Source organism: Spirillospora sp. CA-128828 (assembly GCF_050945415.1).
In the GTDB taxonomy this organism is placed as follows: domain Bacteria; phylum Actinomycetota; class Actinomycetes; order Streptosporangiales; family Streptosporangiaceae; genus Spirillospora.
The window spans coordinates 6,246,897-6,259,414 of record NZ_CP191986.1 but is presented as its reverse complement, the minus strand read 5'-3'; the positions used below and the strand labels follow the sequence as shown (position 1 = coordinate 6,259,414).

At 73.6% G+C, this 12,518-nt stretch carries 9 protein-coding genes; 7 read left to right on the top strand and 2 right to left on the bottom strand.

The features are described 5' to 3' along the window. The first annotated feature begins 158 nt into the window (after positions 1-158). The 4 genes from ACQPXG_RS30240 to ACQPXG_RS30225 are packed head-to-tail and all read left to right on the top strand — an operon-like array spanning position 159 to position 6,678. Complete coding sequence (locus ACQPXG_RS30240) at positions 159-2,300, top strand: hypothetical protein (protein ID WP_433462531.1); 2,142 nt, start codon at positions 159-161, stop codon at positions 2,298-2,300. A 57-nt stretch (positions 2,301-2,357) separates the two neighbouring features. After that, positions 2,358-3,341 (top strand): AAA family ATPase, encoded by a 984-nt coding sequence (locus tag ACQPXG_RS30235; protein WP_433462530.1) that lies wholly within the window; start codon positions 2,358-2,360, stop codon positions 3,339-3,341. A gap of 14 nt (positions 3,342-3,355) precedes the next feature. After that, the gene (locus ACQPXG_RS30230) at positions 3,356-4,498 is read left to right on the top strand and encodes a DUF58 domain-containing protein (RefSeq protein WP_433462529.1); all 1,143 of its coding nucleotides are present in this window, start codon (positions 3,356-3,358) and stop codon (positions 4,496-4,498) included. Next, positions 4,495-6,678, top strand: a complete 2,184-nt coding sequence (locus tag ACQPXG_RS30225) for a DUF3488 and transglutaminase-like domain-containing protein (protein WP_433462528.1) — start codon at positions 4,495-4,497, stop codon at positions 6,676-6,678. Before ACQPXG_RS30230 ends, ACQPXG_RS30225 begins: the two co-directional genes overlap by 4 nt. Here the strand turns inward: ACQPXG_RS30225 and ACQPXG_RS30220 are convergent. Then, entirely contained in the window at positions 6,659-7,297 is a 639-nt protein-coding gene (locus ACQPXG_RS30220) for a hypothetical protein (protein ID WP_433462527.1), read from the bottom strand. The genes ACQPXG_RS30225 and ACQPXG_RS30220 overlap by 20 nt on opposite strands. Before the next feature lie 18 nt (positions 7,298-7,315). On the opposite strand from ACQPXG_RS30220, the gene ACQPXG_RS30215 reads away from it, so the two are divergent. The 3 genes from ACQPXG_RS30215 (at position 7,316) to ACQPXG_RS30205 (ending at position 10,608) form a co-directional block, all read left to right on the top strand. Further along, positions 7,316-7,513 carry a hypothetical protein gene (locus ACQPXG_RS30215; RefSeq protein ID WP_433462526.1) on the top strand — a complete coding sequence of 66 codons (198 nt, stop codon included), beginning with the start codon at positions 7,316-7,318 and terminating at the stop codon, positions 7,511-7,513. Beyond that, positions 7,510-8,442 carry a threonine ammonia-lyase gene (locus ACQPXG_RS30210; protein WP_433462525.1) on the top strand — a complete coding sequence of 311 codons (933 nt, stop codon included), beginning with the start codon at positions 7,510-7,512 and terminating at the stop codon, positions 8,440-8,442. Before ACQPXG_RS30215 ends, ACQPXG_RS30210 begins: the two co-directional genes overlap by 4 nt. A gap of 90 nt (positions 8,443-8,532) precedes the next feature. Continuing rightward, entirely contained in the window at positions 8,533-10,608 is a 2,076-nt protein-coding gene (locus ACQPXG_RS30205) for a fibronectin type III domain-containing protein (protein WP_433462524.1), read from the top strand. On the opposite strand, the gene ACQPXG_RS30200 is transcribed toward ACQPXG_RS30205, so the two are convergent. After that, positions 10,605-12,275: a protein kinase domain-containing protein gene (locus ACQPXG_RS30200; RefSeq protein WP_433462523.1), complete on the bottom strand. Its 1,671-nt coding sequence runs from the start codon at positions 12,273-12,275 to the stop codon at positions 10,605-10,607. The two genes, ACQPXG_RS30205 and ACQPXG_RS30200, sit on opposite strands and share 4 nt — an antisense overlap. Positions 12,276-12,518 lie beyond the last annotated feature (243 nt).

The following is a 12,518-nucleotide window of genomic DNA, read 5'->3' as shown; positions in this document are numbered from 1 at the left end:
ATCACGGCAGGTCGCCCGTAACCTGTCGCGCCTCCCCGGGTTTCGCCAGGTCGATCTTCGCAATCCCGTTACGGTGTGACCCGCATTCCCGTTATGGTGCCCTTCGCGTCCGGGGTCGCGGCTCCCGCTCCCCGGCGTGATGAGAGGGTGAGCGGGGATTGAACGGGGACCGATCCTCCGCGCGTGCGACCGGTGCGCGCGGGCTTTTCCACTACTTCCGGCGTGACCGGCTGACGGGTCAGATCGCGATCGGGCTCGTCGGCGTGCTCTGCGTGAGCGCGCTCGTGTACGGGGTGGGCACCGCGAGTGCGCGCTACCGGCTCTCGGACGTCGGGGCCTGGCTCGGCGCGAGCGCGAAGGGCCTGGTCGTGCACGCCAACGGGCTGGCCGGCAAGGTCGACGGCAAGGCGACCGTGGTACCGGAGATGCGCGGTCACCATATCAAGATCGTTCAGGACGGCACGACGGTGCTGCTGCTCGACGAGGACACCGGCGTGGTCAGCCGGATCGACCCCTCCCAGCTCAAGATCACCAAGAGCCGGCAGGTCGGCGGGCCGGGGATGCAGGTGCTGTCCGCCGCCGGGGCCGCCTACACGGTCGACCTCGTCAAGGGCTCGGTCCAGCAGATCGACCCGCTGAACCTCACGCCGGTCGGCGGGCCCGCGACGCTCACCGCGCCGCTCGGGCAGGCCGGGATCGACACGGACGGGTCGCTGTGGGTGCCCGTCCCGCAGAACGGGACGGTGGTCCCGTTCCAGAACGGCCGCCAGGGCAAGCCGGTGGCGGCCGGCAAGGGCGGTGACCGCCTCGCGCTGACGATCGCCGCCGGGCGCCCGGTGATCACCGACAGCACGGCCGCGACGGCGCTGATCGTCCGGCCCGAGGGCACGCAGCGGATCAACCTGCCCGCGCCCGTCGCGCAGGCGAAGTACGGCGTCAAGGTCCCGGCGGTCGCCGACGGGCAGATCGTCCCGATGCTCGGCGCCGGCGGCGCCCTCTACCTGCTCGACACCGGAGTCGGGCGGGTCGACTCGGTCGCCTTGCGCATGCCGGACCACTCCTTCGAACCGCCGCACGTCCTGGGGTCCCGCGTCTATCTGCCGGACCGGACGTCCGGGCGGCTCCTGGTCTTCAACACCGAGCGCAACGCCTGGGAGCCGCCGATCACGGCCACCCGGCCCGGCGGGGGCGTCGAGATCATCGTCCGCGACCACATGCTGTGGGTGAACGACCCGGACGGCCCGACGGCGCTCGCGTTCGACCCCGAGGGCCGCGTCAAGCGCATCAAGAAGTACGAGGACAAGATCCCGGGCAGCGCGCGGCAGCCGCTGCCCGTCCAGGCCAACCCGGGCAACGGCCAGGGCAACCGCAACGGCCCCGGCGGGGGCGACGGCGGCTCCGATCCCGTGCCGCCCGGCCGGCCCGCGAAGCCGCCGGCGAAGAAGGACCCGACCGCGCCCGATCCGCCGACGCCCGCCGCGTCCGGCGACAACGGCTCCGTCAGGGTGCGGTTCACCGCGGCCGCGCAGCCCCAGGGCGTCTACCCGGTGACCCGGTTCGTCCTCCTCGGCCAGGACGGCAAGCCCGTCGCCGGTGCGAGGCCCGCGCAGTTCCCCGGCGGCAGCCAGGGCGGGACGTTCACCGTCGGCGGCCTCACCTGCGACACGACCACCCACACCTACAAGGTGGCCGCCGAGTACAAGGGCAAGAACGGCAGGACCGCCTACAGCGAGTCCGGCGCCGTGGGCGCCACCGCCTGCACCGCCCCCGGCCCGCCGACCGGCCTCACCGCGACGCCCGTCAACCACGGGGCGAACCTCAGTTGGGGCCGCTCGTCCGGGTACGACGTCACCTACGTGGTGACCTCGCCCAGCGGGACGGTCACGACCACGGGCACATCGAAGTCGATCAGCGGCCTGCCCAACGCGGCGACCCACACCGTGACCGTCAGGGCGCGCAACGGCGCCGGTGACTCAACGGAGCTGACGAAGACCGTGGATCTCGGTTATCCCACCAAGCAGATTCAGAACCAGAACAACAACCAGACCAACACGATCATCCGGCCGGGCCCGAGCACCGCCGGCTCGACGGCCCAAAAGATTCCCAAGGGCCAGGTCATCACGATGACCGTGGTGTGCCAGGTCCACGGGCAGTCGTACCACGAGCCGGAGAGCAACACCACCAGCACGGTCTGGAACAAAGTTCAGACGCAGTACGGCGACGGCTACCTCAACGACACTCTGGTGGCCACATCCAAGAACGTCTACCCGTCGAATGGCCTTTATGAATGCGAAATGTGAGCGGCGGAGGCCGATGGCGGGCGAACGATCCATGTCGAGCATGCGGGGATGCGGACCATGAATGAGAACGGAGCGGTGGACGCGGATGCGCTGGCGGGGCGGTTCGCGCAGATGTTCGCGGCGCTGGCCGGGAACATCGAGCGGGTCGTGCGCGGCAAGCGGGAGAAGGTCGAGCTGGCGCTGGTCTGCCTGCTCTCGGAGGGGCACCTGCTGGTCGAGGACGTCCCGGGCGTCGGCAAGACGACCCTGGCGCGGGCGGTGGCGGCGTCCGTCGAGGCGAAGTGGGCGCGGATCCAGTTCACGCCCGACCTGCTGCCCAGCGACATCACCGGCGTGTCGATCTTCAACCAGGGGACGAACGAGTTCGAGTTCCACCAGGGCCCGATCTTCGCGAACCTCGCCGTCGCGGACGAGATCAACCGCGGTTCGCCGAAGACGCAGTCGGCGCTGCTGGAGGTCATGGAGGAGCGCCGGGTGACGGTCGAGGGCACCCCGCATCCGGTGCCGCGCCCGTTCATGGTGATCGCGACGCAGAACCCGGTCGACATGGACGGCACCTACCCGCTGCCGGAGGCCCAGCTCGACCGGTTCCTGATGCGGATCTCGATGGGGTATCCCGACCATCAGGCCGAGGTGGCGCTGCTCGCGGGCGCCCCGACGGGCACGACGCTCGACCAGATGGCGCCGGTGATGGGCCGCGAGGACCTCGCCCGGATGATCGAGTTCGCGCAGCGGCTGCATGTGGCGCCGCCGCTGTACGACTACCTGGTGCGGGTCGTCGCGGCCACCCGCGAGCACCCCGACCTGCGGCTCGGCGCGAGCCCGCGGGCCGGCATCGCGCTGCTGCGCGCGGCGCGGGTGCGGGCGGCGGCGGCCGGCCGCTCCTACATCGTCCCGGAGGACGTGAAGGCGCTCGCGGTCCCGGTCATCGCGCACCGGCTGATCGTCACGCCGGAGGCCGAGCTGCGCGGGCGGTCCGGCGCCGACGTGGTCGGGGAGGCCCTGCAGAACGTGCCGACACCGCAGGCCGCCGGTGTCTGAGAAGCGGGTGTGACGTGCTGACGCCGCTCGGATGGGGGACGGCGGCCGTCTCGGCGCTGCTGTACGCGGCGGGCTGGTGGCTCGGCTATCCGGAGCCCGCCGTGCTCGCCGTCGCCGGGCTGGCCGCGGTGGCGGCCGCCGCGCTGTGGACGCTGCCGCGGCCGAGGCTGGACGTCCGCAGGGAGATCGCGCCCACGAAGGTCGAGCGCGGCGAGCCCGCCGTCGGCGTCCTGCACGTGACGAACAAGGGACGCGGCGTCCGGGGCCTGAGCGCGCAGGAGACCATCCGAGCCGGGGCGGGCGCCACCTCGGTGGCGGTCGACATCCCGCGGCTGCGGCCGGGCGGGAACCGCACCGTGACCTACCGGCTGCCGACGGACCGGCGCGGCGAGATCCCGGTCGGGCCGCTGCGGCTGGTGCGCGCCGACCCGCTCCGGCTGGCCCGCCGGGCCCGCGAGTACGGCGCGCCGGAGGTCCTGCTCGTCCGGCCGAAGACGGTGCGGCTGGCGCTGCTGCCGTCCGGCCGCGCCTACCATCTGGAGGGCCCGACCAGCGACAGGTCCCCGGCCGGGACGGCGACGTTCCACGCGCTGCGCGAGTACGTGATCGGGGACGAGCTGCGCCACGTCCACTGGAAGTCCTCGGCCCGCACCGGCACGCTGATGGTCCGCCAGCTCGTGGACGCCAGCCTGCCCACGACGACGGTCGTGCTGGAGGCGCGGCCCGGTTCGTGGCCGGAGCCCGACGACTTCGAACTGGCCGTGGACGCGGCGGCGTCGGTCGCCGCCGGCGCGGCGTCGGCGAGTTTCCCCGTCCGGATCCTCACCGGGAACGGCCGGCTGGCGGACACGCGCGGTGGGCCGGACGACGTCGAGGTCCTCCTCGACCGCCTCACCGCCGTCCGGACGGAGGAGGGGCCGCAGTCGACCGTGGACGCGGTACGCCGTGTGCGCGCGGGCGGGTCCCTCGTCGTCGTGACGAACGGCGCCGCCGAGCTCGGCCGGATCGCGTCGGTCCGGAGCCGCTTCGACCGGGTCGTGGTGCTGCGGGTGCGGCCGCCCGGGCCGGCGGCGGCCCCGCCCGGCGTCCAGCTGGTCGACTTCGCCGACCTGGACGGGCTGGCGGAGTCGTGGCGGCGGCTGGGGAGCGTCCGGTGACGCGCTACGTCTCGCTCGTCGTGACGGCCTGCCTGGTGGCCGTCGCCGGCCTGTCGTTCCAGCGGGTGTTCGGGTTCGGGCCGGTCGTGCCAGTCGCCGCCGTCGCCGCGGTCGTGCCGACTCTGCTGTGCGGGCTCCTGTCGGGCCCGCGCAAGGACAAGGGCCCCTGGCCGTTGTGGATCTCGCTCGTGCTGACCGTCGTCGCCTGGGCGGGGACGGTCTCGGTCACCGTCCTGCGCCCGGCCCTCGGTGACGGGACGCTGCCGCAGACGCTCCGCGAAGGCGTGCTCAGCTCGTGGAAGTCGATCCTGACCACGCTGCTGCCCGCCCCGGCGAAGCCGGAGTTCCTCGTCCTGGTCAACGTGGTGGTGTGGCTGGCGGCGTTCGCGTCCGCCGAGCTGGCGCTGCGGACCTCGCTGCGCGCCCTCCCGGGCCTGCCCGCCCTCGCCGTGTGGGCGGTCGCGCTGCTGCTCGGGGTGGACGGACCCGGGAACAACCTGCCGCTCGCCGCCGCGACCGTCGTGCTGATCGCCGTGCTGGTCCTCGTCCGCGCGGACGGGCCGCGTCCGGGCGTCGCGTGGCGGCCGCTCGTGATCGGGATGCCGGCCGCCGCCGTCCTCGGCGGGCTGGCGTTCGCCGCCGGGCCCGTCGTTCCCGTCAGCGCCGAGCCGTACAACCCGCGCGAGCAGGTGCAGGCTCCGCCGCCCCAGCAGCGCGACAGCGTCAGCCCGCTCGACCGCGTCGGGGGCTGGCTGCTGAGCCCCGACCAGGTCATGTTCACCGTCCAGGCGAAGCGGAACGAGATCGAGCGGCTCGCCGTCCTGGACAGGTTCGACGGCGTGACCTGGTCGTCCACGGCCCGGTTCGTCCCGACCGGGAGCCGCGTGCCGCAGGGGCCCGCCCCGGACAAGAAGCACCCGGTCGCGCAGCGCATCACGATCCGCGACCTGCCGGGTGTGTGGGTGCCCGCCGCCGACCGGCCGCGCGAGGTCGCCGGGCTGCCGGTCGTCGTCGACCCCGGAAGCGGCGCGCTCGCCGCCGCGCAGCCACTGCGCACCGGGCAGACGTACCGGGTCGACTCCGTCGTCCCCGAGTGGACGGCCGACGATCTCGCCGACGCGGCCGTCGCCAACGACGCCGAGGCCGTCGCCGCGCGGCAACTGCCGTGGGGTCCGGGCGCGAAGGAGCCGCCCGTCCAGCTGGCCGAGTTCCGCAAGTTCGCGGAGGCCGCGACGCAGGGCGCCGTGTCGCCCATCCAGAAGGCCGCGATGCTCGCCGAGTACCTCAAGCGATACGCCAGGTACGACGTGACCGCCCCGCCCGGGCACAGCTACCGGCAGCTCGACTACTTCCTCGGCGAGGGCAGGCGCGGCACGCCCGAGCACTTCGCGACCGCCTACGCCCTGCTCGCCCGGACGCTCGGCCTGCCGTCCCGTGTCGTCGTCGGTTTCGACGGCGGGAACCGCGCGGGTGACACCGTCCAGGTCCGTTCCGGGGACGTCATGGTGTGGCCCGAGATCAAGTTCGACGGGCTCGGCTGGATTCGCTTCAACCCGCTTCCCGACAGCGCGCGCAAGTCGAAGAAGAACGACTCCGTCGCGGCGGGGGAGACGGAGCAGAAGCTGGAGCAGGCCCAGAAGAACGCGGCCTCCCAGCAGCGCGGCCAGGGGCCGGGCAACACGCCCCAGAAGGGACCGCAGAAAACGGCCGCGGAAGACGGGTCGCCCACCCCTTGGTGGGTTTTCGCCTCCATCGCGGTGGGCGTGCTCCTCATCGGCTACCTCTTCGCGGTTCTGCTCGCGCCCGCCTTGCGCAGGCGACGCCGCCGGGCGGGGACGCCCGCCGCCCGCATCACCGGTGCCTGGCATCAGGCCCTCGACCACCTTTCGGACGTCGGCCTGTCCACGGCCCGGACCCTGACCGCGCACGAGGTCGCGCGGTTCGGCGCGTCCAACGTCGGCGAGGACGCCCACGGGCACCTGGGCCCGCTCGCCGACCTCGTCAACCGCAGCCGCTTCGCCGCGTCCCATCCGGACCCGCACGCCGCCGACCGGGCCTGGCACCACACCGACGAGCTGGGCCGCCTCGTCACCGCGAAGGCCGGGCGTCTCCGCCGGCTGCGGCGCCGCCTGCACCCGCGGTCGCTGAAGGACCGCCGGGTCACCGGGAAGGGACGCTGACCCCGATCTCGCCGCCCAGCACGGCGCCCGTCTCCAGCTCCAGGTCGTCCCCGCTCCAGAACCGGCCCGGGTCGAACCAGTTCGGGCGGCGGCCCTTCGGCAGCAGCCCCATCGACTGGTACGTCACCGCGACGATCTCCGCGCAGAACGCCGTCTCCAGATTCACGTCCCTCTCGGCCGGGCGCCGGATGGGCACCCGCCCGCGCAGCCACCGCGTCGCCAGTTTCGACGTGGACGGGAACGGGGTGCCGTCCAGCCGCGCCACCGCGCGCAGCGCCGCGTCCTCCATGGCCCCGGTCGGCGGCGGTTCGAGCTGCCGCAGCCAGGCCCGCTGCCCGTACCGGTTGCCCCAGGCGAGGACGGCGTCGCGCAGGTCGTGCAGCTGCGCGCCGCGGTGGTGCCCGCCCGTCCACATGTCCCGCAGCGAGCGGCCCAGCTCGGCGTGCCACATCAGCGGCGGCAGGTCGCCGATGACCAGCGACATGCCGACATGGTTGACGGGGCTGTTCGTCGTCATCTGGATGGCGCGGTCGGCCACCGTCCGGCCGCGGAACAGCCACACGTCCCCGGTGCGGGTCAGCTCGGCGGCCTCGTCGAGGGAGATGCTCGTACCCGGCATGATCGCTACCGTAGCCGCATGCGAACGTGGAAAACGCCCAGCCCGTGGAAGGCGCCCGGCTTGTGGAAGGCACTGGGCATCGCCGGGTTCATCGGCGTGGCCGCGACCGGGGCCGTGATCGTGCGCGCCGAGCGGCGGCGCCGCTCCTACACGCCCGACGAGATCCGGCAGCGCCTGCACGAGCGGCTGGACGAGTCGTCCGGGGAGCGGCCGTGACCGTCCGCGCCGTCCGCCCGCCGGGCCCGGACGATCTGGACCGCGCCTGGCGGGCCGTGTCCGCCGCACTCGACCCGACGCCGCTCGTCCCGTCCGGCCTGGCGCCCGGCGCGCTGCTGAAACTGGAGTCGTTCCAGCCGACCGGCGCGTTCAAGGTGCGGGGCGCGCTCGCGGCCGTCGCCGCCCTCCCGCAGAGGGAGCCGGTGGTCACGGCGAGCGCGGGCAACCACGGCCTCGGCATGGCGTACACGGCCGCGAAGACCGGCGCTGACGTCACCGTCGTCGTGTCGACCCGGGCCTCCCAGGCCAAGATCGACAAGATCGGCGCGTTCCCGGTGCGGCTCGTGCAGCACGGGACGACCTACGACGACGCCGAGGCGCACGCGATGACGCTGCCCGGCCACTACGTCTCGCCGTACAACGACCCGGCGGTCATCGCCGGGCAGGGGACCATCGGGCGCGAACTCGAACGGCAGGTGGACGGGCCGCTCACCGTCATCGCGCCGGTCGGGGGTGGCGGGCTCCTCGCGGGACTGTGCCTGTGGGCGCGTGAGCGCGGGAACGTGCGGGTCGTGGGCGTGGAGTCGGCGGTGTCGCGCGGCGTCTCCGCCTCGGTGGCGGCCGGGCGGGTCGTCACCGTCGAGGTCGGCGAGACGTTCGCCGATGGGCTGCCCGGAAACCTCGAACCCGGCTGCGTCACGCCGCAGGTGATCGGGCACACCGCCGAACTGACGTCCGTGACCGACGACCAGATCCGGACGGCGTTGCGCTGGCTGTTCCACGAGCACGGGCTCGTCGCCGAAGGGGCGGGCGCCGCGGGCGTCGCCGCCGTCCTCGCCGGGCGGGCCGACATCACCGGCCGCCCCGTGGTGATCGTTTCTGGACGAAATATCACCGCTGCGACATTCACCAACGCAATTCGCGAATAGCGAGAATTGCCATTCTTCCCGGAAACGCGGACGTCATGGGACGGAAGCCGCTACGGTGTCTCGGGCGAGCGGGGACAGGTGATTCGGGACGTGGTCGGCCTGAAGGTGTTGTTCCGGCGTGACCGGCTGACGGGCCAGGTCGCCGCCGGTCTCGTCGGGGTGCTCGTCATCGCCGCCGGCGTCTACGGGGTGGGCGTCGCCAGCGCCAAGTACCGGATCGCCGACGTCGGCGCCTGGCTCACCGCGCGGGACAAGGGCGCCGTCGTGCACGTCAACGGCCCCGCGGGCAAGGTGGACGGCAAGACCGGCGTGATCCCGCAGATGCGCGGCCACGACATCAAGATCGTGCAGGACGGCGCCACGGTGCTGATCATCGATCTGCACACCGGCGTGGTCAGCCGGCTCGACCCGTCCCAGCTGAACATCGGCGCGAGCCGGGCCCTCGGCAAGGGCATCCAGGTCCTCGCCGAGGCTGGCAAGGCGTACACCGTCGACTCGGTCAAGGGCGTCGTCCAGCAGATCGACCCGGTCGGCCTGACGCCGGTCGGCGCGCCCGCCACGCTGCCCCCGGTCCTCGGGCAGGCCGGCATCGACGCGCAGGGCACGCTGTGGGTGCCGGTGTCGCGGGACGGGCAGGTCTCGGCGTTCAAGGACGGCCGGCTGCAGCCGCCGGTCCGCGTCGGCGGGGCGGGCGACAGCCTCGCTCTCACGATCGCGGGCGGAGACCCGGTCGTCACCAATTCCACCTCGGCCACCGCCACGGTCATCAAGCCGTCCGGGGCGCGGCTCACGGTGAGCCTGCCGACGACCGTCCGGGAGGCGGGACGCGGCGGCGTGCTGGCCCCGCCCGCCACCGAGGGCAAGACCGTCCCGCTGCTGGTGCCCGGCACCGGGTCTCTGGTCACGGTCGACACCGACACCGGCCGGTACTCCAGCGCGCGGCTCGCCATGCCGAAGCACCGGTACCGGCCGCCGCAGATGCTCGGCGCGAAGGTCTACATCCCGGACGAGACGGCCGGGGCGCTGATCGTGTACGACTCGGCGGGCAACCGGTTCGAGCCGCCGGTCCCGGTGACCGGGCGGCCGGCCCCGCTGGACGTGTTCGTCCGGGACGGGCTGCTCTGGGCGAACGACCCGACCGGCCCGCGCGCCGTCGTGATCGACGGGCAGGGCGGCCACAAGGCGATCGACAAGTACAAGGACAGGGTGGCGGGCGGCCCGAAACGCCGCACCCTTCCGCTTCCCGGCGGCGGGGACGCCCCGCCGCCCTCCAGGTCGCCGCAGAGCCCGCAGACGCCCACGCCGCCGCGTCCCGGGCAGCCGCCGGCGGCGCCGGCCAACGTGTCCGTCACCCCGGGCGCGGGCACGATGCGGATCGACTTCCAGCCCTCGCAGGGCGACGGGATCACCGGGTACGTGCTGAAGGACGTCCCGTCCGGTCTGACGGCCACCCCGTCCGCGATCCGCCAGGGTGCGGGCCCCTTCACGTTCACGGTCGGGGGCGGCGACTGCGGGCGCGAGTACCGGTTCCGCGTCGCCGTCCGTTACCGCGACGCCCACGGCCGCACGCGTGAGCAGGTGTCGGCGGCCAGCGACCCGGTCCGGCCGTGCGTGACCCCGGGCGCGCCGACCGGCCTGAAGGCGCAGGCCACGACGTCCGGGGCCAAGGTCTCCTGGACGGCCCCGCCCGGCGCGGCGACGTACAAGCTCAACTGGGACGGTCCCGCCCAAGGGAGCACGACGGTGTCGGCCACGGCCGCGACGCTCGGAAACGTGTGGACGAACGGGTCCTACACCTTCACCGTCGCCGCCGTGAACGATGCCGGCGCGGGGACGACCGCGACCCTGACCAGCGGGCTGGCCGGCCCGACCTACGATTACGCCGTCCGCATGAACGGCAATTCCGACGGCTACATCAGGTCGACACCCGACGCGAACAACGGCGCGACCGTCGCCACGATGCACGACAACAACGGCGAGAAGGTCGTCGTGCACTGCCAGGAGAAGGGCGCCCACTACACCCATCCCCGGGACTCGAACCTCACCGGCGACACCTACGCCAAGATCACGTGGCAGGGCAAGACCGGCTACGTGATCGGCTACCTGGTCAGCACGCCGGGCGACTGGAACAGCTACGCGGGACCGGCCGTGTGGAGATGCGCCTAGCCGCGCTTCTTCCCCTTGCCGATGCAGGCGGGCTGCGACCACGACACGTCCGGTGCCTGGCCCTGGTTAAGCCGCAGCACCGCGCCGACCTTGAAGCAGTGGACCAGGTTCGGCCGCACACCGGGGAACGTCGCCGAGCGGGAGCCCGCGGCGACCGTCACGATCGGTTTGCTGCCGGCGGGCTGCTGCTGGATCAGCAGCGGGAGCTCGCGCGCGGCGGGCGGCAGCGTCCAGATGAGCGCCGCCGTCCCGCGGACCGGCTTCGCGACCACCTTGCGCGGGCGGGTCGCGGCGAGCTGCGCGGGCGTGAACGGCTGCTGCGGGCCCCCCGTGACCTGGCCCTGGGGGACGGTCTGGGACGGCGCCCCCGAGTTCGCGGCCGGCCTGCCGTCTTCGGCGTCGGCGCCGCTGTTCGCCAGCGCGAGCGCCCCGATGCCGAGCGCCAGCCCGCCGGTGAGCGCGACACCGGCCGCGATGATCAGGCCGCGCCGCGGGCCGTTCTGGGGCCGGTCAAGAGTGGTCTGCTGCGGGTTCGCGTGCGGCGTCGTGGCGGAATCGCCCGCCCGCGTGTCGCCCACGGCCGGTCCCTGCTGAGTCGGTGTCCAGCCCGCCTCGGGGACCGGCTGCGGCCTCGGGGCGTCCTGGGGGACGGCGTTCGGCGGCTGCGGCGGGACGGCGTTCGGCGCCCATGGCGACGGCGGCGCCTCCGGTGCCGTGACGGGCACGGGGGGCGGCGGAGCGACGGGCGGCGTGGCCGAGGCGTCGGGGAACGAGAGCCGCCGCCCGGTGTCCGGCACCGGGGCCGGGGCCGGCAGGACGGAGCCGCCGTGCGCGACGTCCGTCACCGGCAGCCCGAGCTCGGCCTGCACCCGCTGGAGCGCCTGCGCGAACTCCACCGCGGTCGCGAACCGCTGGTCGGCCGACTTCGCCATCGCGCGGCCGATCACGTCCGCCACCTGCGCCGGGACGTCCGGCCGGGGGATCGGCGGCGGCGGGTCGTTCAGGATCCGCAGCATCAGCAGCGCGATGCCCTCGCCCCGCGGCCCCTTGAACGCGGGCTTGCCGGCCAGGAGCTGGTACAGGGTCGAGCCGAGCGAGTAGAGGTCGGAGCCGACGCCTGGCGGCCGGCCCTCCAACACCTCGGGGGCCGCGTGGTGCGGGGTGAACGCCTGCGTGTGCGTGGCGTCGAAGGAGTCGACCAGGCGGGCGATGCCGAAGTCGGCGAGCGCGGGCTCCCCGTACCGCGACAGCAGCACGTTCTGCGGCTTGACGTCCCGGTGCAGGACGTCGGTCTCGTGGGTGGCGGCGAGCGCGCCCGCCATCTTCACGCCGATCCGCAGCACCTCGGCGACCGGCAGCGGCCCCTCCCGCGCGAGCCGGTCGGTGAGCGCGCCGTGCTCGAAGTACTCCATCGCGATGTAGGGACGGCCGGAGCGGGTGGTGCCGGTGTCCAGCACGGTCACGATGTTCGGATGCCCGCTGAGCCGCCCGGTGATCTTGCATTCGCGCTGGAAGCGCCGCATCGCCGCGTCGTCGACCGCGCTGATCGACAGGACCTTCAGCGCGACCATCCGGTCGAGGCGCTCCTGGTGCGCGCGGTACACGACGCTGAAGCCGCCCTCGCCGACCTGCTCCAGCACCCGGTAGCCAGGAACGTCCTCGGTCATGGGTCGGGGGATCCCTCTCCGTTGCTCGTCTCGTCCGGGTCGCGGCGGGGGCGCGATCATTCGATGTCGTGCGGCCCGGGGCGGTTCCCCCGGCGGCCAACAGCGTAGTACGGGGACGAAACGGGCGTGGCCGATCTCGCCGGGACGCTCCGGCTCCGCCCGCCCCTCGCGTCTCGTACGGAAATGAGATGACATTTCCATTGGCCTGGTTAATCCTTGTGCCAATTCCGCTCCAGGCGCGCC